This window comes from Lyngbya sp. CCAP 1446/10 (assembly GCF_026130175.1).
Taxonomy (GTDB): Bacteria; Cyanobacteriota; Cyanobacteriia; order Cyanobacteriales; family Microcoleaceae; genus Microcoleus.
The window spans coordinates 87,229-112,393 of sequence record NZ_JAIGNI010000013.1; the positions used below are offsets into that span (position 1 = coordinate 87,229).

The following is a 25,165-nucleotide window of genomic DNA, read 5'->3' on the forward strand; positions in this document are numbered from 1 at the left end:
TAGCCCGGTTGACAGTCGTCTGGTGGGTCAATAGTAGCTTGTTTGATGCGTCCACAGGATCTAGCGCGCGATCGGCCACTCACACCTGAGCCCGCACCTCAACAACCGCCAAAAACTCATAATTGCCACAAAAATTCAAAATCTCAAACCCAAAACTCCCGAAGCCCAGTACGATCGATCTAGTTAGCAAAAATAAGTAAAAACCTTACGAGGGTAAATTATATGGATCTGGTCGTACTTCAGAACTGGCTGGACAACATCTCCTTCGCCATCCTGTTCTCAACAATGCTCATCTACTGGGTAGGCGCAGCATTCCCCAGCATTCCCTACCTGGCCGCCCTAGGAAGCGCAGGAATGGCCGTCGCTAACCTCTCCATCGCCGCCCTACTCGGTTCTAGGTGGATAGAAGCCGGCTACTTCCCACTCAGCAACCTCTACGAATCTTTATTTTTCCTAGTTTGGGGCATCACCGCCATCCACCTAGTCGCCGAAAACATGAGCCGTTCCCGCCTAGTCGGAGTAGCCACAGCCCCCGTAGCAATGGCAATAACCGCCTTTGCCGCCCTGACACTCCCCGACACCATGCAATCGGCAGAGCCCCTAGTACCCGCCCTCAAATCCAACTGGCTGATGATGCACGTTAGCGTCATGATGCTCAGTTACTCAACCTTAATGGTAGGAGCATTACTGGCGATCGCATTTTTAATCGTCACCCGCGGCCAAAAAATCGAACTCACCGGCAGTTCCTTCGGCACCAACAGCAGCCGCAACGGCAACTACCGCCTCCAACGCGCTCAAAACCCCGAATCTCCAACCATCGAAACCGTCGCCGACAGCGCACTAGCATTCAGCGAACCATCTTTCAACTCCAACAATAACGGTTTGGGCACCACCGCAGTGCTCGAATTAGCCACCGTTCAAACCGCATCAACCGCCCCAACTCAAACCGCAGAACTTCTCTCGCCCCAGCGCTTGAATCTAGCAGAAACTCTTGATAATATTAGCTATCGCATCATCGGTTTAGGATTCCCATTACTAACAGTGGGGATTATTGCCGGTGCCGTTTGGGCTAACGAAGCTTGGGGCTCATACTGGAGTTGGGACCCCAAAGAAACTTGGGCACTAATTACCTGGTTAGTATTTGCAGCCTACCTACACGCCCGCATCACTCGCGGCTGGCAAGGAAGGCGCCCAGCAATTTTAGCCGCCACAGGTTTTGTAGTAGTTTGGATTTGCTATCTAGGCGTCAATCTGTTAGGCAAAGGTTTACATTCCTACGGTTGGTTTTTCTAATAAAAACTGACAACTTGTTACCGTTAAATGCTCGCTGTTCCCTCGCGCAACTACCGCGAGTGGGGCCGCACCAATCCCTCACACAGGTATCCAAATCTAACCAGATTTGATATCAAAAAATCAACCGACAAAAGTCAACATTCAACTGACTTCTTTACTCAAATTCACTCAAAGGCAAATAGACATGGAAGAGTCGCAAATATTTCTCAAAGAAGACGATGTTTTGTCTACCCCTGCCACAGCTTTAATGTACCAGTGCACATTCAAAGTTGGGGAATTTATGACGATTATGCAGTCAAAATTGCTAGAAGAAAGACTATTTACCGACGGCATGGATTGCGAGCTTTTAAGTTCAGGAAAAGCCTGGACACAAGGAAAAATTAGATTGCGGCTAGAGTTCATCCCCCTCGCACCTGAGGTGGAAGAACAAAAAGCCCTTCCCGCTGCCCCAGAAGAATCAGACAGCCCCCAAAACAACGCCGCAGAGAGCTTCGACGAAACTTATCAAGATGAGCAAATAGATGTCAGCGACTCAACAGAAATAAGTAACGATTTTGCTGTTTCTAGGTATCCAGACAGCAACCCCCACAGTCGAGGAATGTGGAGCTAAGCTGCTACTTACGGGAGAGGGAAAGGAGGAAGATTTTTAAACTTTAAATTCAGAGTTTTGAATTGAAGAGTTTAAAACTGCACTGCCCTCCTACAACTGCCAACCCTGAGCGAAGCCGAAGGGCAACTATACTGCCACGCCCACTGCTTTCCTAACAACTGTCAACCGTCAACTGACAACTGTCAACTGTCAACTGTCAACTGACAACTGTCAACTGTTATCTGTAATGCCTGAATCTTCAAACTGGACACACCTCCACGCTCAACTGCACCGGACACTGCTACACAGACAAATACTGCCCTCAAATCAGCGATTGTTAGTAGCAGTATCCGGCGGACAAGATTCTCTGTGCTTAATTAAATTACTGTTAGATTTGCAGCCAAAATGGGGCTGGCAATTAGCAATTGCTCACTGCGATCACCGCTGGCGTTCCGATTCCCAATCCAATGCCAATCATGTAGAAAATTTAGCTAAAAATTGGGGAATATCCTACTATTTGCAAACAGCCTCCGACATCCCCAAAACCGAAGCAGCCGCCAGACAATGGCGGTATCAAGCTTTAACCGAAATTGCGTTAGCGAAGCCCGCCCCTACGGGAGGCTCATCAACGAAGAGGATCGCCCACAACTACTCCTACATCGTGACAGGCCACACAGCCAGCGATCGCGCCGAAACACTCCTCTACAACCTAATTCGTGGCAGCGGCGCCGACGGACTTTCCGCCCTCACTTGGACACGCCCCCTTGCCGATTTACGTTTGGAGAATTCCGGCGACAATCCCCAATCCCAAATCTATTTAGTTCGTCCCTTGCTCGAAATCACCCGATCGCAAACAGGTCAATTTTGTCAAGACCAAAAACTACCAATTTGGGAAGATTCCACCAATCAAGATTTGCAATATGCCCGCAACCGCATTCGATCGCAACTATTACCCTATTTAGAAACTCATTTCAACCCAAGAGCATCGACAGCCCTCGCTCAAACAGCCGAACTCCTCCGCGCCGATGTCGAATATCTCGAACTTGCAGCCAGCGACTTACTACAGCGATCCATCTCTCCAACTACAAACAACCCCCAGGTGCAAATTCAACTGCCAATCAAGCTAAATTGCCAGATTTTGCGAGACGCACCCTTAGCCTTACAGCGGCGCGCAATGCGGCAAGTATTGCAACAAATATTACCCTCCGCACCCAGTTTTGACAGCGTAGAAAAACTCACCAGCTTAATCTCAGCGCCCAATCGATCGCAAACCGATCCATTTCCCGGAGGAGCCATCGCCCGAATCGAAAAACCTTGGATCGCCTTAGCAAAGCCCGCCCCTACGGGGGCTGCGCCAACGAAGAGGATCGATATTTAATTTTAAGCGCTGGGCAGAAAACCCGAAAGAGCTTGCCGCAAATCAGAAACCACCTGATCTTGCTGCTCTCCAGTTTGCTGCACGCGATCGAGTTCAGCCCCCACCGCTATCAGCTTTTGGCGCAGCCCACTCAAATTGTCCTGCACCGGCTGCAACATCTCTTGATAAACATTCACCCGCCCCCAGAGTTCCGCCACAGCACCCTTCTCGTTAAATAAATTCTGCTCCAACTGCTTAAGTTCATTGCGTTTCGCCTCACTTTCCCCATTTTGACGGTTGACATTTCCCTCAATTTGAGATATAGCCTCCCCCACCTGCTGAATTTCCTTTTCCAGCCCTTGCAATTCTTCGCTTTGCTGCTGGCATTGAATCTTGAGCTGTGCGACGATCGGCCCCAAATCAATATCTCCGGGCTCCGTTTTTTGAGGATTAGCAGTACCCAAGCGACGCCACAACACCGCCTGATGCTGCTTCAAAACATTCTCCCGTTCCTGCAAGCGGAGGCGCTGTCCCACCAGAGTTTCATTCAACATCTGATAACTTTCGAGTTCATCAGCCATTTCATTTTCCAAAGCCATGCGATCGTACTCGCTAGCAGCTTGAATTTTCGCTTGCAGCTCCTCAATTGTCTCCTGCTGGAGAGTCAACTCCTCCTCCTGATCATTAACAAACCGGAACACCTTTTCCAAATCCTGTTGCAAATGTTGCACCAGCCCCTGCAACTCCTCAACCGGCATCCTTTCCAGAGCAGACACATCCACCACCTGCTCCAGAGCTACCGAGCCCGAACCAGAAGCCAGCCCGGAGAGTTGCCGGTACATATCCTGAACAGCCCTCACCTGCAAAGACATAGATTGAGTCTGAGCCTGCTTAGCGCTGAGAGTACATTGCAGCCCCCTAAGCTCCCCACGAGCTTGCGCCAAAACATCTTGAGATTGATACCAATCCTGCTGGCGATTTTGGAAGCCCTGCAAAAGTCGATCGACCTCTTCCTGCCGTTGCTCAGCATTTGCCCGTTTTTGCTCCAACTGCTGCCAGTGCAGATCCAGAATTGCCTGCTGAGCCCCCACAACACCAACAGACTGATTCAGTTGTTCCCGAACCTCACGCGCCGCAGAAATTGCTCCTCCCAGCTTGTTCATCAACCCCTGAATCCTCAGTGCCTGTTCCTCATCAACCACAGCCCCCTGCCCCGCCTGAGACTGCTGCTGAGCCACCTGCTGCTGTTCGCCCCGCAACTGTTCCCAAGCCGTCTCCATTTGGGCGCGGCTGCGATCGACTTCCGCTCGCAATCCATTAGCCTCATCTCGAATACCTTCAATTTCCGAGCGTTGAGCCTCCAGCCGCTCCAACTCCTCCTCCATCTGAGCCAACTGCTCCTCGCGGGCTTGCATTTCCATTTCCCGGCGATTAAGCTCTTGACTCGAAAACGTCAGAGAAGCTTTCCACTGCTCAATTTCCTCCTCCTTATCCTTAAACTTGTCCTGCAATCGCGAGAAATTTTGCAGAATGCTCACCAACTGGCGGGCAGCCTCCTGAATTCGCTGCACCTGCTTGCTAGCGCTCAACTCCACCAGCACCAGCGTGCCGTCGTTAAACTTATTAGCTTCCTCAACTGGAATCGCGTCATCACCCGGTACGGCGCTCCAATTATGTTCGCCCCGCTGACAAGCTAGCAGTTTCAGTTCAGCCTTACCGCCACCGAGACCAAAGCCGCTTCTCTGTTTTTGTACTTCTGCTAGATACAGCACACTAATAGTCCTCTATGAAGGTGTCGTTTGCCCGATCGGGAGATAGCATCCTTTTTCAACTGTCTTCGGCACTCGCGCACAGCACTGCTTCTCTGGCACTGCGTCTAGAAAGCACTGCCGCCGCCCACTTTCTCAACGAATGGGAGAGCAGTATTAATGCCACTTGATTCAAGACTAGCAAAACTGCGGGGACTACCATAGCCCAAAGCCGAAAAAGGTAAGTCAGTCAAAAACTTTCTACTAATTGTACCAGGCTTTAGTTGCGGGTCGATCGCGATCTCGCCCTTAATTATCCAAAGCGGGTGTCCTCGGCAGGCGGACTAGGGATTTGAACCACGCTGCCTTAGAATAGTTATCAAGCGAGCCTGTGACTGAGCCACAGGGGAGCAAAAAAGTCAATAGTTTAAGACATAACTCAACCGCAAAGACCAACAGCGCCCGGTAAACGTCAAAATTTTGGTGATCGAAGACTTGAACCAGTCGTCCCTGCCAACGTTGCGCGATCGCGCAACGCCCGGATAATTGTGTGATCTGGATTCTACGAGTTTAGCCGACAGTGGAAATACCAGGTGAAACTCTACACTGGGAGAATGCCGCTTTCTGCCACGGTTTCAGCTTGTGGACTGGTAGCGCGGCCGACTTACCGAAAAGGTCGCCTTCGGCCCCCGTCATCAGCTTGACGGCTTTTTATTTAAGCTGGGAAGGCTGGAATAATGGAGCTCAAAAAACTCAATCATTCTTCATCTCAAAACGCAATCATGCACTGTAAAATAGTAGTATGAAAACATTAAAGTTTAAGCTGTATCAATACAAACGAAATAGATTCATCAAGCGGTCAATTCATGCCGCTGGGCGAATCTACAGCCATTGTATTGCACTTCACAAACGGGACTCCCGGATGTGGTGCCAGCACTTAAACTGTGCCAAATTTCAATTTCCTATTGCCCAAATACAGCAACGAAATTTATTCTCACAATTAGTAACTCAATCAGTACAAAACATTTGCCAGCCGATCGAAAAAGCCGATCGGTTGTTGTTTAAACACAATAAAAAAGGAGTCCGCCCGCCGAATTTCAAGAAGGTTAGCCAATATAAATCATTCACGCTCAAACAAGCTGACTACAAGTTTATAGGTGAAAACAGAATTAAAAATAGGAGTCGAGTTTGTCAAGATTGGAATTTTCGAGAAATTGAAGAAAAGGTCAAAAATTCAACCATTAAACTGACCTTAAGTGAGTTATTTAGGGTCGTGGTGATTGAAAAAGTGGCCCAGTCAGAAATCAAGTACGAGACGAGTAAACTCCCTGGACTTGATTTTGGTTTCAAAGTATTTCTCACAGTTTCAGATGGCACTAAAATTGCATCACCTCAATTCCTTAAAAAATCTCTCACTGTCATCAATCAAGCTAGTTGCAAACACTCTCTTAATCAGGTGAAAGATTCGGCTAACCGTGAAAAAGCTAAAAAGAATTTAGTCCGCAGATATGAAGAAATTGTAAATCGTCGCTATGATTGGTTTGGGAAACACGCTCACGATTTGACCAAAAAGCGAGACACAAGCCCCTGGCTTTAGACATGGGAACAAGTCGGCAGCGGTTTCAACCGCCTTCTTTTCTTTCTTCAAATGAGTCATATTCTTAACATATCTATTTATGTCAATGGTTGTTCTGATGCTAAAATAGTTTTATGAAACAAAGATACAAGTACCGCATATATCCAACTCCTCGGCAAGTTCACAATCTTGCTAAATTGTTCGGTTGTTGCCGCGTTGTATGGAACGATTCACTAGCATTATGTAATTCATCCGAAAAGCTACCAAGTAACGGAGATCTGCAAAAGACTTTTATTACTCAAGCCAAGAAGTCGGAAGAACGAGAATGGCTGGCAGAAGTTTCAAATATTCCTCTTCAGCAATCAATTGCCGATTTAGGGGTGGCTTGGAAAAATTACTTTGATTCATTCAAAAGTAAGCGAAAAGGTCGGAGAGTTAGCCGTCCCAAATTTAAAAAGCGTAACAGCAGGCAGTCGGCACGATTTAGGATCGGAGGCTTTTCCATCAAACAGGGAAAAGTTTATCTTACCAAAATCGGAAAGCTCAAGGTTGTCTGGTCAAGAGAATTGCCATCTTCACCAAGCTCGGTCACGGTAATTAAGGATGCTGCGAACCGATATTTTGTCAGCTTTGTCGTTGAAGTCGTTCCAACAGTATTACCCGACAACGGGCAATCGGTCGGTATCGACCTTGGTATCACAGACTTCGCTACCCTGAGTACAGGCGAGAAAATAAAAGCTCCCAAGCCTCTTGAAAAGCATCTAAGAAAGCTGCACAAGGCACAGCGCAAGTTAGCCAGAAAAAAGAAAGGTAGCAAGCGAAGGGAATTAGCGCGTCGCAGAGTTGCAAAGATTCACGCCAGAATTTCTGATATTCGCAACGATTTCCTACACAAATTGAGCAATAGAATTATTCGCGAAAACCAAGCAATAGTTCTAGAAGACCTCAACGTTGCTGGCATGATGAAAAACCGTAAATTATCCCGTGCTATTTCCGATTTAGGCTGGCGAATTTTTCGGACAATGCTGTTCGCTAAATCAGAAATGTACGGCAGAGATTTCAGGGTTATTAGTCGCTGGGAACCAACCAGTCAACGCTGCTCTTGCTGCAAACAGATTGGTGGAAAGAAAGAACTTTCAGTGCGTGAATGGACTTGCTTATTTTGTGGAGCAGTTCACGACCGAGACGAAAATGCAGCAATTAATATAAAAGTCGCGGGCGGATTGCCTGAGACTATAAACGGACGTGGAGGACGGAGTAAGACCACATCTAATGTGGCATCTTCCATCGAAGCGTCAACCCACCAGTTCCCTAGACAGTTGTCGTTGTTTGGGTAGATTGGAATCCCCCTGATTTATCAGTGGGGAGGATATCAAAAATAGAGATTTGCAGTGTTTTGAGACGTTAAATTTCAAAGGAACGCAACGTCTCTGGGGACGTAAAATCTCTGACTTGACATTGGGAGAATTTTGGCAAATCCTCGAATGGGTTGGCAACAAAAAAGATCTGCCGATCGTCTTTTGCGATCGGTGGTATCCATCTAGTAAGACTTGTTTAAACTGTGGCCACATTCTGAAAGAATTAGATTGGTCTACTAGAAAATGGCGTTGTCCATCCGGTCAATCATTAAATGGACGTGATGAAAATGCTGCTTTGACTATTTGTGCGATCGGGGTTCTGGCTTTAAACCAATTCTTTCTGGTCAAAAAGAGAAAATCGCCCTTTCGTCAATTCCTAATTGTGCCAGTGGCATCGGGCCCGTAAATTATTGACAGAAACCAAAGTCAATAGGAGGGCGAACACACAGTCTTTCCGATTTCAGACGCCAACGGTTTTAAGGAGGATACTTTAGCTGCATGCAGGGAAATTTGAGTGAAATTGACATCCGCAGCATCCTGCAATTAATTGAGTTAGGTCAGCGCACCGGAGAACTGTTCGTAGAAGCCTTCGGCATCGGCAATCAAGCTACCCAGCGCACCCTTGCAGGACAATCCTGGTATGTCTTCTGCTTCAATGGTCAGATTATTTACGCTACCCAGAGTGCGGGCAGTTTGTTACGCTTGCGCGACTACCTGCGCCGCTACAAAGCAGACACCGCCCTCGACAAAATCCAAGTTCCTTATATGGCATCTACCAATGCCCCAGAATACGGCTACCTGTGGGCCCTGCTAGAAAACCACATCCTGACCCCAGCTCAAGGGCGCAACATCATCCACAGCATGATCCACGAAACCCTGTTTGACTTGCTCAGCCTCCATCAGGGTTCCTTCACTTTTGAAATGGGGTCAGCATTGGCTCCTCAACTCACCAGCTTAGAAATTAGCTCGCTGCTGGCGAAAATTGTCCAACAGGTGCAGCAGTGGAAGCAGTTTCACCCTCACATTCAGTCGCCGAACCAATGCCCGATAATTTCAGACCCCGCTGAGCTGAGAGTCGCGTTGCCTGCCAATACCTTTAATACTCTCAGACGCTGGGCCGACGGCCATACTTCGATCCGCCAAATGGCGCGCTACCTTAACCGAGACGTGTTGACTGTCGCTAAGGCAATTTACCCTTTCGTGCAGCAGGGATTGGTGCAAGTATTTTACGAGCCCTCTGTTGTCCCGGCCAACAACAAAAAAGAATGGTCGTCTCCAGAAACCAAGGTCAAGAGAGTTGTCTGTATTGACGACGACAATGTGATTCGCAAAACAGTCGAGTCAATTTTAAACGAACACGGTTACGAAGCGACTGGCATCAGCAGTCCCCTGGAAGCCCTGAGTTTGGTTTTTAAACTCAAGCCCGATTTAATTTTGTGTGACATCGCCATGCCCGAACTTGACGGCTACGAAATTTGCGCGATGCTGCGAAATTCTAGCGCTTTCCGGCACACGCCGATCGTCATGTTGACAGGGATCGACGGATTTATCGATCGCGTTCAAGCCCGCATGGCGGGGGCGACTGACTACTTTACCAAACCTTTTGGCGAAAGCGAGTTATTAATGCTGGTAGAAAAATATGTAGGCCCGGGCTATCCTCCGGCCAATCTCTCGGAAAAATTATTCAGTCGATCGCTAGAAGATGAATTATAAGCCAATAAATTCCGTACTGATGGCACGAGCAGAGCTTTTTTGTACCGGAGTAAGCCAGGGCAGTCCCGGCATTCAGAGAGAGAAAACATTCTCTCTGCGGGCGATCGCACCATAAACTAGAATGTATAAATTCGCGCGCTGGCCGTCCGGCGTCTGTAAAACTCTGTTCAATTTCTCGACTGGTATCGGGCCGAAGTCGATCGAAGTGCAAATATAATATACTTGTTCTTCACTTGCAGCCGATCGCCAAAACCAATGCCCAGAAAAACGACTCCTTGAAACTCAAATCTCAAACAGACTAGACATACAAGACATCCTCTGTTAAATTTCCCTGGTAAAGCAAACACTGGCTTTATGGCTAAACCGACATCGGCTCAGGACTCAAATTCAAAAGAAAAGACCTACAAACCAAACTGGAATCCGTTTTATCAAAGGAGGTCAGATTGGTTGTCATTGCTCACAAAACTGGTTAGTGTACGTTTGGATTCAATCTTATTTCATCTCCTAACTCACCAGCAAAAACTGAGATATTGGTTCTTAACTCGCGCAATTTTAGCCCATAATGAGAAATCGTTCAAGATATCCTCGCCATCATCCACATCTTTAGTTACAGCCTGGGCGCGAAACTCAGAAATTACCAACAACAAGTATGCCAAGACACTTAGTTACCAAATTTATCGGTGCCATAAATTAGCGGCAATCTGGAAAAAGTGGGTGAGCGCTGTTCGCAAAGTTTACCACATTTCAATTACGTACCTAAACGAACATCAAGGTTTTACCAAAATCGGCAATAGTCGAGAAAAGCTAGGCTTGAAAATGGTGCTAAAAACATCAGGTTTAATTCCTGAATCGCGCATCGCTCAAACACTGGCAGCATTCAAAATCCGGATTCAGTATTTACGTTTGAAATGTTACAAACAAATTGCTTCCGCTCTTGCCCCAACTTGCGATTTTATATCTTTTACCACATTTGAGACATATCAAATAGTAGTAAAAACCAGCTATAATTTAAGGAGTAAAACGGCGAGAGCAATGATAAATTGGGATAGCGATCCTCGCTCATTCCAAACATTACAAAACTTGTGTTACCTTGACGGTTCAAAGTTGGTTGGAAATCAAGAAAAATCTACCTCTAAAACATTGTGGTCATGGGAAAATTTATACTAAAAATTGGGTGGATACCAAAATTTTCATTGGCCTGACTCTGGGTATGAAATTCCTAGGAATTGCCAGGTCGCCACCGGGATTTTATTGAAGGGTTGGTGGGATATGATCTCGATCGCTAATGCCCAAGCTCACTCGTGTTGTGCTTAGCATTTAGGATCTCTAAAATTTCCCAGATGGAGGGATTAAAAGTATCAGATAGTTAATAGTGGCAACAAAATAGGGACTGACGTAGAAAAAATTGCTACCTGCACCTATACAAGTTTTAATATCTCAACTCAAGCAGGATAGGTGCAACGAATTAGTCATAAATACTGTCAACACATTCACAAAAAGTATCGGTTATAGTTATGTTTCATAGATTCAGCTCCCATTTCCCTCCCAACACCGACTTGAGCACGGGTACAGTGTGGGTTTTCCAGAGAGAAAAATTATGATTAGTGGCAGCCCAGACTTTATATTACCAGGACAAGGGGTAGATCATGCTCCAGAATTCCAAGAACTGGAAACTCCCGAAGGTGAGCTGCACCTGCGGTTCTACGTTCCTTCGGGGAACGAGTTCGCACTACCGGCCACAGGGATTAAAGAGGTGCTATCCCCCTCCCCAGACCGAATGACGCCCATCCCCAACGTTTCCTCTTTGCTTTTAGGTACTCTAAATATGAGGGGACGAGTGATTTGGGTGGCAGATTTGGGTCAATTTTTGGGAGACCAAACACCTCTTAACACAGATAGAACCGAAATCCCGATCGTAGCTGTAGAAGACCAAGATACGATTTTGGGACTCGCAGTCGATCGAATTGTAGGGATGGACTGGCTCGACGTAGACCAACTACACTCTCAGAACAATGCACCAGACGGCATGATTCCATTTCTGAGGGGAGAATGGATGTTAGGTGCACAAGCTGACAAAGTGCTCCGACTGCTAGATCAAGTGAAAATTCTGCGCTCAGCGCGGTGGGCAGCGTGAAATCGATTTTAGATTTGCGATTTGCGATTTGCGATTGGGGTCTAACTATCAACAGTCAAAGGACTTGAGGCACGCATCTAAACATTCAAGCAAGATAAAAATCTCAAATCTAAAATCTAAAATCTAAAATCAAAAGAGGGCGGCAAATGGCAACAAGTACCAACTTTCAGCAGGACTACCAACAGGCAGAAGCAGCCTACATGGATGGCAACTATTCAGAAGCCGCATCCCTAGTTTATCAATTAGTAGAAGATTTCCCCGAAGACCCCAGCGCTCGGCTGCTGTGCGGGCACATCTACTGCTACGGACTGCAACAGTATGAGGTGGCACGGGAACAGTACATGGTAGTGATGAGCCTGAGTGACGACCCGACTTTGGTCGAACACGCTCAGAGCGGCATTAGCCACACAGACCAATTTTTATCGGGAGAACTGCACACCGAAAGTTTCGAGGCTTTGTCTGCTGAAACTGAATTGGAATTCTACCCAGACTTGTCTATGGAGGAAGGGCCAGAAGACGAGGATTTGGGACTTTTCCAAGGGAATTCCTCATCCATGTCCTATGGGAGTCAATCGCCACAGGACATGGAAAACGAGGAATTGGCAGACTTGGGCATGAGCGGGTTGGAGTGGGAACCAGAAGACAGCAGTGCTGCGAGCTCTGTCGAAGATTTAACTAACCCCTTTGCTGGAGACAGCGGCGCGATGGCAGCTTATGCTGATGCGTCTGAGCCGCTAGACATGGACGAATTCGGCTCGGACTTGGGAGATCCTTTTGGCTTAGATGACCCAGGGTTTGAGGCTGGTGACTTGTCTGATAGCAAAGTTTCTGGTTCCACGGCGCCTTATTCAGGAGATTTGTTTTCAGAAGCTCCAACTCAGATGCTCAACGGTCAAAGTTTTGCTAGTTCCGAAAGCGGGAATTCCTTTGACTCGGAACAACTAGACTCTCCCACCGGCCCGTCTGAGAATTTTGGCGAACCTTTTGCGCCACTCGATTTGCCAGACGAACTCGACCTGAATGATGACGACTACGACTATCAATCCCCACCCCTGACCGGGCAAAATCACAGTCAAAAAGCACCCGATGCACAAGAGGCAGACCCTTTTGCTCAGCCGATGTCATCGGGTTTTGGGTCTTCTCGATCGCCAAACAAGCAGCCGGATGCGGGGTCGGACTACTCGTCAAACTATTCGCTGGCGGAAGACGAAACGCTGTTGATGGGAGGTGCTGTCCCGAATTCTCAAAGTCAAAGGTCGAGCCGGGGACAATTTAATTCTGCCGATCGATCAAACTCCAATAGTAACGGTTACGGCGACTCGGAACCACCGGCATTTGGCTCGATAGACAGCTTCGAGTTAGATGCTTTTGATGACGACGCTTTCAGCGATTCTTTCTCTCTTGACGAAAACGAGCAAGCGACAGCTTTCGGGGCTGCCAACAATAACGGCAGTGACTGGTCAAAAACTGGGAATGCTGAAGAACACAGTGGCTTTTTAGACGAATTTGACGATTTTGACGATTTGGGCAATTTGCCGGACTTTGACATCTCAGAAGATTCCAGCAGTTCGATCCTGACTAGAGGTAACACCAATTTCGGCAACTCGACCAGCGGGATGATGGGTACGAGCGGCAGTGGCTTGGACTTTGACAACAGCGACGGCTCGGCAATTCGAGACGATGAGATCTTTAGCATTTCCGGCCCTGCTGATGCGTCGGTATCGAATTTTGTTTCGACAGACACTGAAGCGATCGATACTTCGGTGACTGTGGAACAGGGGGGACTGGCTTTCTTGGAAAATGCCCCTCTGTTTACTAAACAGTTGTACACGGCGATCGGGGCCGGACTGGTTTCTCTGGTAGCTGTGGCTTTCGTAACTAACATTGCTTCCTATCAAGCTCTGAAGCAAGACAAGCCGGAGGCGATCGTTTACCTGCGCCAAACAGGCTGGGTAATGACGGCAGCAGCAGGTGTTACGAGCTTTTTGACTTCTTGGGGCATCGGTCAGTTGATCGCCAAGCAGGTGCGCAAGTCCTCGGAAAATTTGCAAGCTCAGTTCGATGCTGTATCTCAAGGAACTTTGGATGCTCGGGCTACGATTTACTCGGAGGATGAATTTGGCAAAATGGCTGCTAAATTCAACCACATGGCGAAGGTGATCCAAACTACGATTAGCGATACCAGGCGCAAGTCTGATGAGCAGGAACAGGCAAAGGAAGACTTGCAGCGCCAAGTGATTCGCTTGCTAGATGACGTGGAAGGAGCGGCTCGTGGTGACTTGACGGTGACGGCGGAAGTCACGGCAGACGTTTTGGGCGCTGTTGCTGACTCGTTTAACTTGACAATTCAAAACCTGCGCGAAATTGTCCACCAGGTGAAGCAGGCGGCTCGCGAGGTTAGCAAAGGTGCTACGGATAGTGCCAAGTTTGCGGGCGATTTGTCTTCTGACGCGCTGCGGCAGGCTGAGGAACTGGCGGCCACGCTGAATTCGGTGCAAGTCCTCACTGATGCGATTCAACGGGTCGCAGAGAGTGCTAGAGAGGCGGAAGAAGTGGCGCGGGGCGCGGCGGCAACGGCTCTGAAAGGGGGCGAGGCTGTGGAGCGAACGGTGGCCGGGATTTTAGAAATTCGAGAAACGGTAGCAGAAACCACGAGAAAAGTCAAGCGGTTGGCGGAAGCTTCTCAAGAAATTTCTAAGATTGTGGGTTTGATTGCGGCGATCGCCTCTCGGACGAACTTGTTGGCTCTTAACGCTAGTATTGAGGCAGCAAGAGCTGGGGAATCGGGAAGGGGTTTTGCGATCGTGGCGGATGAGGTGCGACAGTTGGCAGATCGATCGGCTAAGTCTTTGAAAGAAATTGAGCAGATCGTGATGCAAATTCAAAGTGAAACTGGCGCGGTAATGACGGCGATGGAAGAAGGGACGCAGCAGGTGATTGAGGGGACGAGATTGGCAGAACAGGCGAAGCGATCGCTTGAAGATATCATTCAAGTAACTAATCGAATTGACGTGCTGGTGCGATCGATTACTGCCGACACTGTAGAACAGAATGAAACAGCTCGCTCGGTCGCCAGTGTGATGCAAGCAGTGGAATTAACTGCTCAGGAAACGTCCCAAGAAGCGCAGCGAGTTTCGGGTGCTTTGCAAAATTTGGTAGGTGTTGCTCGCGACCTTTTGACATCGGTAGAAAGGTTCCGAGTAGAAACAGCAGAAAGACAATAATTGATTGTTTAATGCTTTTTTTACTTGCTGATTGACAAGCACGTTTTTGTGGAAACGATGAAAGACAAAAAGTAACCTCGCAGTCTTGAAACCGCTGCGGGGATGCCAATCCAGCACCTAAATAAACTAGGAGTTGTACAGATGAACGATAACATAGTAGAGGTAATTTCTGGCATATTTGGTGAGATTCAGCCGACGGGCTGTATTATCTCTACTCTTTCAAAAAATAGCAGGGGCTATGCCAACAAAAGACTTAAGGTTGACGGTGAATGGAAAACGCTTACAGTTCACCGTTTAGTATTGGAAAATAGTTTGGGTCGTCCGATTAGACCAGAATACTTTTGTTGCCATAGTTGTGATGTTCGTAACTGCATTAATCCTAATCATTTATGGGAAGGTTCTAGACTGGAAAATTCTCAAGATAGGTTTAGCAAAGGACGGATTAAAGATGTAGGAAGCACATCTGCACCTCAACCTCAAAAACTACCGCTAGGCATAGAAGTAATTCCTGGCATTCGGGCCCAAATACAGCCGAATGGTTGCATGATTTGTATCTTGGCTAAAAGAAGTGATGGTTACTCCGTGAAAACTATCAAAATTAACGGTAAAAATCAAAGCTTCTATCCGCACAGACTTGTACTTGAAGATAAACTGGGAAGATCGATCAAACCGGGTTATTTTGCTTGTCACAGTTGCGACGATCGCGGTTGTGTCAATCCCGATCATTTGTGGGAAGGAACTCCCGCCGATAACTCCCGCGATTCTATAGAAAAAAACCGCTTTCCTTTCGTTCCTGGCAAGATATGCCCTAGCCGCAAGCTAAAAGCCGAACAGGTGCAGCAGATTCGCTATCTTTTAGGTGAGGGGATATCGAAAGCAGAAATAGCTAGGACATTTGCAATATCTCGCAGTCAGATTATTCTGTTGGCAAGGGGAGAGATTTACAGAGATATTCTCTAAGAATATTAAAATAGACCCAATACAATAACGATTAAAATCAGGAATAAAAATATGCTGCCGGAACAACAACAGAGGATTATGGGCTATTTTATTGAGGAGGCAAAAGACCATCTCAATACGATCGAACAAGGCTTGCTGAATCTGCAAACCACGATCGAAGACCCAGAACTGGTCAACGAAGTATTTAGGGCTGCTCACTCTGTCAAAGGAGGAGCCGCAATGCTGGGGCTGACCAGCATTCAGCAAACATCCCACCGACTAGAAGATAGTTTTAAAGTTTTAAAAGAGTGCAGCGTTAAAGTAGATCAACAACTAGAGTCCCTGTTCCTGCGAATTTTTGACACATTGCAAGGGCTGTTAGAGCAACTGTCGGGGCCTTTTGGGCTGACAGAGGAATTGGGAGAACAGATGGTTCGGGAATTAGAACCCGTATTTGAAGAACTCAACCGGCACTTGGGGGGACTTGTCGGACACTGCGTTAGCGATACAGATGAGAGCAGCCCGCTGCCAGTAGCACCACAAGCTATGGCCGGAATGGGAGTCGGGGCGTTTAACTCATCGATGAGTTTTGCTGACTCTGGCTCAGCTTACCCATCCGATCTCACAACAGAAGAAAGCGCGCTGCACCTCGTATTTGACTCAGATGTGCCGGCGAGGATGCGGGAAATGCTGCAAGAGTTCAAACAACCTGAGAACTCTGACACCAGGCGACAACTTAGGAATATTTGTCGGAACTTGAAAATGGCGGGAGAGGAATTTGAACTGCCCGACTGGATAGAATTGATTGAATGCGTAGAAAAGGCGATCGCCAACCCAGAAAACAGCTACCGGATCTTAGCTCCAACGGTTATCAAAGATATCAAACAAGGGCAAGAACAGGTACTTTCAGGTCAATCTAGATCGATCGCACCCAGCGCCAAACTTCTGTCACTATTGCCAGCCGTTATAGTTCCCGAAACAGACTTTGAAGACTTACTGGCATTTGCTCAACCGAGTGGGCCCGGCACAAAGGCGATTTCCGTTGAAGATGCAGCTTGGGATCTGGATCTGTTGGGCGATTCCCAGCCAGACGAACAAATGCTGCCGACTATTTCTGGGCTGAGCATGGACGAGCTGTTCGAGCAACTAGATGGCGACGAGGGAGACGACTACAGGGGAGGACGATCGGCACAGTTATACAGTTCCCCTGGGTTCGGAGAGTCAGATGCAGAAATGGGTTCTTTGAAAATCTCGACCCGCACTGGCCCGGAAGTAGGTGCTGCTGAACTCAATACTTTAGCAGATTTGTTTGATGGTGAATCCCCAGACCTTGACGGCGCTTGGGAAGAAGAAGAAGACCTCAACTATACACAGTCAGTTACTGGAATATCGCCGGGGAGCATATTTGAGCTAGATAACGATGACAATTCAGGCGATTTTACTGATTTGTTGTTTGACGAAGACAGTGTAGAAAATTCAGAAACAAGTGCAGCACATCCTTTAGAAGATTTCACGGATTTGTTTGGGGATGATGTGCTTGGAAGCGAAGCTGATAGTTCAGTGGCGGCAGTCGATCGGGAAAAGGTGGGTTTGAGGCAACCGTCAACCCGCAAACAGTTTGAAACAGGTAATAGGCAGAATTTAGATCGGAAAGAAAGTAGCGTCAGCATTGCTAAGAAGCAAGCCGATGAAGACGCTCTCGGTACATTTTTGGACGAAGTAGCTGCCCAAAATTCCGATGTTGTGTCGCAAAATTTAGATAATTTGTTTGGCGATTTGGATTTATCCGAAGCAGCAGATGCGCCCGCAATCTCCGAAGAATCTGCCCTCAACCCTGACGCTTTCGATACGGAATTTTCAGACGCAGCAGGTGGTGGGGATGATTGGGGAGATGCAGAAAAACCAGCTACAGCAGAAATAGACGATTTCGAGTTCCTCTCTGAGGTGGATTCGGATTCGGATTTCAGCGAGCTGTTGAGCATTACTTCTGATTTCTTTTCTCCTGAAGAGGAAACTGGGGAGAGCGGGGGCGATCGATCTTTGGCGGATCGCGGGACACTAAATGAAGAAAGTGGCGGTGTTTTTAATATGACCTCAAATTCTGATTCTGATTTGGATATTTCTGCGGATGAAGATTGGTTAGAAGATACTTTTGGTATGGAAGATGAGTCTGCACAATCGATCGATCTTGAACCAGAAGATACCGATTTAGATGCCCTGTTTGGGGAGATTACTTCGGACTCGAATGCGGTCGATGAGGAAACTGTCGAGAATCGTCAGGCCGCCACTACTTCCCGAGAAGCAGCGGATTTGGCTGAATTGTTCGGTTCTGTACCTACTACGGGTATTGAGTATGACCAAGAAACTTCTGGAGAAGTCGATGGGAATTGGTTGAATTTACCTGAGGATGCCGAGTTGCCAAGTCGTGTGGCAGCCGATGAGGGCGATTTGGCGAGTTTGTTCTCAGGATCGGAGGCGACTCTTTCTGAGGCGGGCTTGGCAGATTTGGCAGCGGTTGAAGTTGGGGTATTGTCCGATCGTCCTGATGCGGAAATTTCCAGCTTCGAGTCTGATCTGAACACTTTCGATTTATTGGAAAATATGTTTGGCGAAGCGCCTCCACCGCTGGTGGATGCAGAACTTCCTGATGGTTTGTTCGACTCCGAAGGTGCGGATTTGTTCGATCGAGAAACAGATGCCGCAGTCGAGTCCCAGGATGAAGATGATTTGTTTGGCGCGCTGGAAACAGATTTTTCGGCCGGAGATTTAGAGGCGCTGTCGGCAGCATCTCTCGATGATATGTTTGAGGGCGATGCAGATTTGTTAGCAGATCTAGAAACCGGGGCGACTCTCAACACCGCAGAGTTTGAGGGTTTTGATGACTTGTTGGATTCGATCGATGCTGGGCCTCTGGTGACTTCGCGACTGACGGGCTTTGATGACGATGACGAAGCATCAAGCGGAGCCGATGCTTCGGAATTGGAAGATGAGTCGCTGGCGGACTTTTTTGGCGACCTTGAATCAGGCGGTGACGATGCCGAAAGTAATTTTGACGATTTAGAAGCGTTGTTAATCGCAGGCGGTGCTGGGGCGACAATAGCAGCCTCTGGAAGAACAAATCAGAATCCGCTGACAACAGAAGTTTTCTCCGATCTCGAAGATCTGCTGAGCGAGAGTGCAACTATGCCAGAAATTCCAGCACCGACGACAACTGCCCGCAAAGCTCAAGCCGCTGCCGCTTCCCAGAGCGACGACGACTTTGGCGACCTAGAAAAACTGCTGGAAGATCCAAAAGATAGCGGCCGCTCACAGGGCGAAACTAATATGGGGCAGTCGGCAATCAACAATAGACCTAGGCGGAATGCCCGCGCTGGTGGGTTCGGCGATCAAACGATGCGCGTGCCCGTCAAGCAACTGGACAACCTCAGCAACCTGATGGGGGAATTGGTAGTTAACCGCAACAGTTTGGAACAAGATCAGGAACGGATGCGGCAGTTTTTGGACAATTTGCTGCATCAAGTGACGCTGCTGAGTGATGTCAGTCAACGGACTCAGGATTTCTATGAGCGGAGTCTGTTGGAGATTGCTTTGTTGGCAAATCGGCAGGGACATCGATCGGCCTGGCGCAATGAAGAGTCATCCCACAGCCGGGAAAGTGCCTGGAGACCAGAGGAAATGGACAGGTTTACTCCTTTCCACAGTTTGGCTCAGGAGATTATTGAGCTGATCGTGCGGGTGCGGGAGTCGGCGGCCGATATTGAGTTTTTGGTGGATGAAGCAGATCAGGTGACTCGCCAACTGCGGCAAGTCACGACTCAACTGCAAGAAGGTTTGACTCGCGCTCGGATGAAGCCGTTTGCGGAGACGACGGACAGGCTGTTCCGCGCGGTGCGGGAAATTGGGATTAAGTGCGGGAAACAGGCTCAGTTGCAGGTTGAGGGTAAGGATATTTTGATCGACAAGATGATTGTGGATCAGCTTTATGACCCGATGACTCATTTGGTGAACAATGCGATTACTCACGGCATTGAAGCGCCTGATGTGCGTCTAGCAGCCGGGAAGCCGGCAGTTGGTAAGATTACGATTCGGGCTTTCCACCAAGGGAATCAAACGGTGGTTTCGGTTTCTGATGATGGGGCGGGAATTGACCCGCAAAAGGTGAAGGCGAAGGCGATTAAGCAGGGTTTGCTGACGGCGGCTCAGGCTCAGAGGATGTCTCGATCGGAAGTTTACAATTTGCTGTTTATGCCCGGTTTTAGCACTCAGGAACAGGCGACGGAGTATGCGGGCAGGGGGGTCGGTATGAACGTAGTAGAGACTTCCTTGCACGAGATTCGGGGGACTGTGGGGATTGATTCGACGCTCGGCAAAGGAACAGTATTCACCATCCGTTTACCTCTGGTGTTGAGTATTTCTAAGGCTCTGACTTGCATTAGCGATCGAGCTCGGATTGCTTTCCCGATGGACGGGGTGGAGGACATGATTGATGTACCTCGCGATCAGGTGACGACTGGGGCGGACGGTTTGCCTTGCATTGAGTGGCGGGGTTCGATGTTGCCGTTCCGACCGCTGCGGGATTTGTTGGGTTACAACCGTCATTTGGGCCGGGGCAGTGTTTATGGGTTTAATACTGACGATGACATGATTTCGGTGATTGTGCTGCGGTCTGCGGGCAATTTCTTGGCGGTGCAGGTGGATCAGGTTTCGACGGAACAGGAAATCGTGATTAAGCAGTTGGAGGGGCCTGTGCCGAAGCCGATCGGGATTGCGGGTGCTACGGTGCTCGGAGATGGCAAAATCGTGGCGATTGCGGATGTTCTGGAGCTGATCGATTTGGCTACTGGCAGGCTACAGAAGGAAGCTGGTGGTACGCTTTGGGATGAGAGCGATCGGGCTGCTGCTGAGGCGGAGGTTGAGAAGACTGAGCCGACTGTACTAATTGTGGATGATTCGATTACGGTGCGATCGCTCTTGTCGATTACTTTTGAGAAGGCGGGCTACCGGGTTGAGGAAGCTCGCGACGGTAAGGAGGCTTGGGAAAAGATGAAATCTGGTTTGCCTTGCGATATCGTGTTTTGCGATATTGAGATGCCGAGAATGGATGGTTTGGAGCTACTTTCTCGGATGCAGAAGGATACGGTTTTGTGCGAATTGCCGATCGCGATGCTAACTTCTCGTGGTGCTGACAGACACCGCCAAATGGCTTACGGTTTGGGCGCGAAGGGCTATTTCACTAAGCCTTATTTGGAGGAGCAATTGATGGATGCTGCTGCTCGGATGTTGAAGGGTGAGGTTGTTGGTGCTCCGGTTGTTGTCTAGGTTAGGTAATGTTTGAAAGGCTGTGACTCCTGTGGGGATTAAACTCCTCACAGGACTTGTATCATCTGGCGATCGTCCTCATTGAGTCAAAATGCGGCGGGGTTATTGGAGTCGGTAAATTTACTAACGTTGATGCAGGGGGTTGGATAGTTTGGCGGAGGTTGGCCATCTTCCTCGTATACTTGTAAAAATTATTCATCTAAGAATTTATTTTCACATCTGTTTGCGAGGCAAACCAAATAAAATAATTGGCAATATCTCGATCGCTCAGTGTTAGCGAATAGACATTCAATTAGTTTATAAAGTCCCTGTCATTACCATAGGCCCAGCAGGATTTTTTAGTAAGGGCGATGCTTCAACCGTGACAACTAATGGTGTTACTTCCGCATTAGCAGGCAGAGAAAGTTTGACAAAAACAGTTCCTCTTTCATTAGTATTAAACTGCTCCCAAGCGATTTTTTCATTATTATTAACCGACCATAATTGATAAAACTGACCCTTTGGTAAAACCGGAAGGTTCCTTAAGATTAAAACAGCTTTGGGTTCACCCGGTGTGATTACAATACTTCCAGAGGCGGCAGATGCGTCAGCCATGCCTTTGAGGGAAACTAGACGAGTATTAGGCTGTTGCAACATTGCAATCACATCTTTTTGCCGCATTACCTGAGCCTCAAGCGTGGTTATTTGTTGCCTGATTCGGTAGTTATCCAAACCAACAACTAACGCTAATACTGCCGCGATGCTAGCAATAAAACGACTCCAAGGTAGAGGTGAATGCTGCCGTTTTTTCTGGGGTAATGAGTTAGGAAATCCAGAAACATAAGGATTTGGTTCTGCAACGCTAGCCACCGAGGCAGCTTCTAAAATGGCAGAATAGAGATGTGGTGGCGGTGCGATATCAGGTAGGGCGTAGGGCATAACTTCTAGAACTTCTTGCAGGCTAGCAACCTCTGTAGCTAGTTCGGGATTTTCTTTCAGCAATCGCCTTAATTCCTCAGCTTCTTCAGGGCTGAGGTTGCCAAGTACATAACCTGCCATCAATTCTTCTGAGTGTTCAGGAAATAAAGGCTCTGTCATAGGTGCAACTAGCCAATTAAATTTTGTAAGTTTTTTCTTAAGTTTAATAAACCTTGCCGAGACCAAGTTTTAATTGTTCCCAGCGGTATACTAAGTTTAGCCGCGATTTCTGATTGACTCAGACCGTCGTAGTAAGCCATATCCAACACCTGTCGCTGTTTTTCTGGAAGTTGAGTTAAGGCATCGCGAACACAGTGCGATCGATCGCCTAAAGCAACTGACTCGAAAGGTGTGAGAGGGGGAATTTCTGTAGCCATCATCTGACTCCATCGCTGGATAAATTTTAAGTTAGTGCTGCGGGAACGAAGTTTATCAATTGCCCGCGATCGAGTCATCGTTGTCAAAAAGCTGCTCATAGAGCCGCGATTCGGATTGTATGTACCCCTATTCCAGAGATTGAGAAAAATCTCTTGGGTTAAGTCTTCTGCCTCTTGAGGATTGGTGAGAATTCTCAGTGCCAATCTGTAGACTAAGCTGCCATAGCGGTTATAGAGAATGCCCAAGGCAGAGGGTTGACCAATACTCATCAACTGAAATAACTCAGCGTCAGTCTGTTTATCAGGCTTTTCCGCGCTTGTTTCGGCAGAGTTCAAATCCATAGGTGTTTTTTAGAACAGACCTAAACCGATAATTTTAAGTTGATTCTGGTTATTGCAGCAAGCACGTCTCCAAAAATAATCGGGCCCCATCTTCTTAAATACGAGCTACAGAGCTGATTGGATGTATGCAAGCTGGGTGTTTTAACCTCGATCGCCACAAATTTACGATATTCGCAATCCAATCAAAGAAGTAATCCGTACTATAAAAGGAACCACGGCTAGCTATTACCTGCTGACTGCTTAAATCAAAATTCCTCAGATTTGGAAGAAAAATATGAACCGGAAAGTGCTTTATTTGATTGTTGGTATGACTCTAACGGCTAGTCTGTATGCCTGCTCTTCTACTCCTAGCAGCACAAATCAGGCTGCTCCTAACTCTTCCCCCGATGGGATGAAGGCTTCTGATGGGATGAAGAGTCCCGATGCTATGAAGGCTCCCGGTGCTATGAAGAGTCCCGATGCTATGAAGGCTCCCGGTGCGATGAAAAGTCCTGATGCTATGAAGAGTCCTGATGCTATGAAGAGTCCTGATGCTATGAAAAAATAGCCTCCACCAAAGACATCACCGAATTTAAATTGCTGATTTGGGGCGGTGCTGCGGAGCAACGCCCCACAAGAATTTGATTATGTCTTTATATACAATTTAAATGCTGATTAGCTTGGTTTATGCCGATCGCACTTAACACTGCCCTTCACAGTAGCATTCACAGCGGCAGAGTTGGAAAAAACGGAGCTAACCAAAGCTGTATCTTGACATCCCAACCCAAAAGAATCCCGATCGCACTTCCGACAACAATTGCGCCGCCGATTCTTTGTAAAGCTGCACTGTGGGGGCGCAAACGTAATAAGTGCTGGCTGAAATAGCGTCCTCCATAGGCGATCGCCAGTAGCGGCAATCCAGCGCCCAAACCGTACAAAATCAGTAAAACAAACGCAGTTACAGGCTGAGGATTGACAACAGCTAAAACCAGAATACTCGCCAGAACAGACCCCGCACAAGGTGTCCAAAGTAAGCCGAGTTGGGTTCCCAGCCAAAATTCACCAACCAACCCTACTCGTGCGGGTGCTTTCAGCCAATTTTCAAAGTGTAAGTATTTAAACAGCAGTTGATAACTCTGCGGAAAAATGGCACTTATCCCAGCCATCAAAAGAAAGGCAAGTGCTCCTGTTCGGAGGATGCTAGCAAAGCTGACAAACCAGCCTGATGTCACTCCCAACAAGCTACCAATTGCCGCAAAACCCGCGATTAATCCTGATACCAAAGCAATCGGGCCATAGCGATGAGATTGCAGGCTGCGTCCTAATAATATGGGTAGGATTGGTAAGACGCAGGGCGAGAGAATTGTTAAAATTCCTGCTAGTAAAGCCACACCAGCCGAAGTGAGTGAAATTGCCATCTGACTAACCTAATAATTTGCGAATCATTTGTTCGGTTTCGTCATAGGCTCCTTCGCCAATATGATCGTAGCGCTGAATGCCTTGGCGATCGGCTAAAAATAAATGAGGCCAGTATTCATTCTGGTAAGCCGCCCAAGTTTTAAATTCGTTATCCAGAGGCACTGGATAGGTAATTTGGTGTTCCTTCAAAGCTTTTTTGACATTGTTTACATCTCGCTCAAAGGGGAATTCAGGGGTGTGTATGCCCACAATCTTCAATCCGCGATCGGCATATTGCTGGTGCCAGCGGACGATGTAGGGTAGAGTGCGCTGACAGTTAATGCAGCCAAATGTCCAAAATTGCACCAACACCACTTTGCCTTTAAGATCGGCTATTTTCAGCGGCGCAGAATTTAGCCACTGGCTGATACCTTGAAATTCTGGTAAAGACTTTCCTGTTGGTGAGGCCGCAACGTTCTCGACAGTCGGTAAATTAGGACTTGTAGCAGGAGCGGGTATGGGGGTATTGTCAGAGCTAGAAGTTGGGATAATATCTTTCTTAAGGCCACAACTGAGAGCAGTTCCACTAGCTCCCAGCCCCAAATACCAAAGTAACTGCCGTCGTCCCAGCCTGCGATCGTTCATAAACTAATTTCGTATCCGCTCAATAAGTTGCGGTAAATCTTAATTTTTCGACAGTGTATAACTTATTTGATTCTACAAATATCTTAATTCAGCCACAAAAATCACGCATTTACTGCTTGACCGCTAAATTTTGATTTAAATAATGTATGATCGATCATGAAATCAAGGATGTCACAGTCTTTTTGAGACAGTCACAATTTACCGTGGGTTTATATGG

At 47.7% G+C, this 25,165-nt stretch carries 20 protein-coding genes; 14 read left to right on the forward strand and 6 right to left on the reverse strand.

Features of this window, described 5'->3' with window-relative positions:
* Positions 1–222 precede the first annotated feature (222 nt).
* The 3 genes from ccsB (at position 223) to tilS (ending at position 3,260) form a co-directional block, all read left to right on the forward strand.
* A complete protein-coding gene (gene ccsB, locus K4039_RS08500) occupies positions 223–1,293 on the forward strand; it encodes a c-type cytochrome biogenesis protein CcsB (RefSeq protein ID WP_265234717.1) in 1,071 nt (356 codons plus the stop codon).
* A 106-nt stretch (positions 1,294–1,399) separates the two neighbouring features.
* Entirely contained in the window at positions 1,400–1,903 is a 504-nt protein-coding gene (locus tag K4039_RS08505) for a KGK domain-containing protein (RefSeq protein WP_265234718.1), read from the forward strand.
* A gap of 226 nt (positions 1,904–2,129) precedes the next feature.
* A complete protein-coding gene (gene tilS, locus K4039_RS08510; RefSeq protein ID WP_265234719.1) occupies positions 2,130–3,260 on the forward strand; it encodes a tRNA lysidine(34) synthetase TilS in 1,131 nt (376 codons plus the stop codon).
* Between the two features lie 2 nt (positions 3,261–3,262).
* On the opposite strand, the gene hmpF is transcribed toward tilS, so the two are convergent.
* Complete coding sequence (gene hmpF, locus K4039_RS08515; RefSeq protein WP_265234720.1) at positions 3,263–5,011, reverse strand: pilus motility taxis protein HmpF; 1,749 nt, start codon at positions 5,009–5,011, stop codon at positions 3,263–3,265.
* 104 nt (positions 5,012–5,115) lie between these two features.
* Entirely contained in the window at positions 5,116–5,241 is a 126-nt protein-coding gene (locus K4039_RS08520; RefSeq protein WP_265234721.1) for a hypothetical protein, read from the reverse strand.
* Positions 5,242–5,567: 326 nt separating this feature from the next.
* Here K4039_RS08520 and K4039_RS08525 point away from each other — a divergent pair, with 326 nt between their 5' ends.
* From K4039_RS08525 to K4039_RS08570, 10 genes are all read left to right on the forward strand, one after another.
* Complete coding sequence (locus tag K4039_RS08525) at positions 5,568–5,780, forward strand: hypothetical protein (protein ID WP_265234722.1); 213 nt, start codon at positions 5,568–5,570, stop codon at positions 5,778–5,780.
* Positions 5,781–6,041: 261 nt separating this feature from the next.
* Positions 6,042–6,584, forward strand: a complete 543-nt coding sequence (locus K4039_RS08530; protein ID WP_265234723.1) for a transposase — start codon at positions 6,042–6,044, stop codon at positions 6,582–6,584.
* Positions 6,585–6,697: 113 nt separating this feature from the next.
* Positions 6,698–7,900, forward strand: a complete 1,203-nt coding sequence (locus tag K4039_RS08535; RefSeq protein WP_265234724.1) for a transposase — start codon at positions 6,698–6,700, stop codon at positions 7,898–7,900.
* 49 nt (positions 7,901–7,949) lie between these two features.
* Positions 7,950–8,327, forward strand: coding sequence for a zinc ribbon domain-containing protein (locus K4039_RS08540; protein ID WP_265234725.1), 378 nt, complete (start codon positions 7,950–7,952; stop codon positions 8,325–8,327).
* Between the two features lie 92 nt (positions 8,328–8,419).
* On the forward strand, positions 8,420–9,634 hold the full coding sequence (locus K4039_RS08545; RefSeq protein WP_265234726.1) for a response regulator: 1,215 nt from the start codon (positions 8,420–8,422) through the stop codon (positions 9,632–9,634).
* A gap of 354 nt (positions 9,635–9,988) precedes the next feature.
* Positions 9,989–10,801, forward strand: a complete 813-nt coding sequence (locus K4039_RS08550) for a hypothetical protein (protein ID WP_265234727.1) — start codon at positions 9,989–9,991, stop codon at positions 10,799–10,801.
* A gap of 433 nt (positions 10,802–11,234) precedes the next feature.
* A complete protein-coding gene (locus K4039_RS08555; RefSeq protein WP_265234739.1) occupies positions 11,235–11,768 on the forward strand; it encodes a chemotaxis protein CheW in 534 nt (177 codons plus the stop codon).
* Between the two features lie 146 nt (positions 11,769–11,914).
* Positions 11,915–14,992: a methyl-accepting chemotaxis protein gene (locus K4039_RS08560; protein ID WP_265234728.1), complete on the forward strand. Its 3,078-nt coding sequence runs from the start codon at positions 11,915–11,917 to the stop codon at positions 14,990–14,992.
* Positions 14,993–15,133: 141 nt separating this feature from the next.
* Positions 15,134–15,952 carry an HNH endonuclease gene (locus tag K4039_RS08565; protein ID WP_265234729.1) on the forward strand — a complete coding sequence of 273 codons (819 nt, stop codon included), beginning with the start codon at positions 15,134–15,136 and terminating at the stop codon, positions 15,950–15,952.
* A 51-nt stretch (positions 15,953–16,003) separates the two neighbouring features.
* The gene (locus K4039_RS08570; protein ID WP_265234730.1) at positions 16,004–21,250 is read left to right on the forward strand and encodes a response regulator; all 5,247 of its coding nucleotides are present in this window, start codon (positions 16,004–16,006) and stop codon (positions 21,248–21,250) included.
* A gap of 297 nt (positions 21,251–21,547) precedes the next feature.
* Here the strand turns inward: K4039_RS08570 and K4039_RS08575 are convergent, their stop codons facing one another.
* A complete protein-coding gene (locus K4039_RS08575; RefSeq protein WP_265234731.1) occupies positions 21,548–22,327 on the reverse strand; it encodes an anti-sigma factor in 780 nt (259 codons plus the stop codon).
* 8 nt (positions 22,328–22,335) lie between these two features.
* On the reverse strand, positions 22,336–22,926 hold the full coding sequence (locus K4039_RS08580; protein ID WP_265234732.1) for a sigma-70 family RNA polymerase sigma factor: 591 nt from the start codon (positions 22,924–22,926) through the stop codon (positions 22,336–22,338).
* 274 nt (positions 22,927–23,200) lie between these two features.
* Here K4039_RS08580 and K4039_RS08585 point away from each other — a divergent pair, with 274 nt between their 5' ends.
* Positions 23,201–23,473 (forward strand): hypothetical protein, encoded by a 273-nt coding sequence (locus tag K4039_RS08585; protein ID WP_265234733.1) that lies wholly within the window; start codon positions 23,201–23,203, stop codon positions 23,471–23,473.
* Positions 23,474–23,630: 157 nt separating this feature from the next.
* Here K4039_RS08585 and K4039_RS08590 read toward each other — a convergent pair whose 3' ends face one another.
* Together K4039_RS08590 and K4039_RS08595 are read right to left on the reverse strand one after the other, a co-directional pair.
* Positions 23,631–24,323: a cytochrome c biogenesis CcdA family protein gene (locus K4039_RS08590; protein ID WP_265234734.1), complete on the reverse strand. Its 693-nt coding sequence runs from the start codon at positions 24,321–24,323 to the stop codon at positions 23,631–23,633.
* A 4-nt stretch (positions 24,324–24,327) separates the two neighbouring features.
* On the reverse strand, positions 24,328–24,948 hold the full coding sequence (locus K4039_RS08595; protein WP_265234735.1) for a thioredoxin family protein: 621 nt from the start codon (positions 24,946–24,948) through the stop codon (positions 24,328–24,330).
* Between the last annotated feature and the right edge of the window lie 217 nt (positions 24,949–25,165).

Bases quoted from the DNA above. Each gene is read 5' to 3' on its own strand.
- ccsB (WP_265234717.1), top strand. From the start codon at position 223: ATGGATCTGGTCGTACTTCAGAACTGGCTGGACAACATCTCCTTCGCC.
- tilS (WP_265234719.1), top strand. From the start codon at position 2,130: ATGCCTGAATCTTCAAACTGGACACACCTCCACGCTCAACTGCACCGG.
- K4039_RS08535 (WP_265234724.1), top strand. From the start codon at position 6,698: ATGAAACAAAGATACAAGTACCGCATATATCCAACTCCTCGGCAAGTT.
- K4039_RS08545 (WP_265234726.1), top strand. From the start codon at position 8,420: ATGCAGGGAAATTTGAGTGAAATTGACATCCGCAGCATCCTGCAATTA.
- K4039_RS08550 (WP_265234727.1), top strand. From the start codon at position 9,989: ATGGCTAAACCGACATCGGCTCAGGACTCAAATTCAAAAGAAAAGACC.
- K4039_RS08560 (WP_265234728.1), top strand. From the start codon at position 11,915: ATGGCAACAAGTACCAACTTTCAGCAGGACTACCAACAGGCAGAAGCA.
- K4039_RS08565 (WP_265234729.1), top strand. From the start codon at position 15,134: ATGAACGATAACATAGTAGAGGTAATTTCTGGCATATTTGGTGAGATT.
- K4039_RS08570 (WP_265234730.1), top strand. From the start codon at position 16,004: ATGCTGCCGGAACAACAACAGAGGATTATGGGCTATTTTATTGAGGAG.
- K4039_RS08575 (WP_265234731.1), bottom strand. From the start codon at position 22,327: ATGACAGAGCCTTTATTTCCTGAACACTCAGAAGAATTGATGGCAGGT.
- K4039_RS08580 (WP_265234732.1), bottom strand. From the start codon at position 22,926: ATGGATTTGAACTCTGCCGAAACAAGCGCGGAAAAGCCTGATAAACAG.
- K4039_RS08585 (WP_265234733.1), top strand. From the start codon at position 23,201: ATGAACCGGAAAGTGCTTTATTTGATTGTTGGTATGACTCTAACGGCT.
- K4039_RS08590 (WP_265234734.1), bottom strand. From the start codon at position 24,323: ATGGCAATTTCACTCACTTCGGCTGGTGTGGCTTTACTAGCAGGAATT.
- K4039_RS08595 (WP_265234735.1), bottom strand. From the start codon at position 24,948: ATGAACGATCGCAGGCTGGGACGACGGCAGTTACTTTGGTATTTGGGG.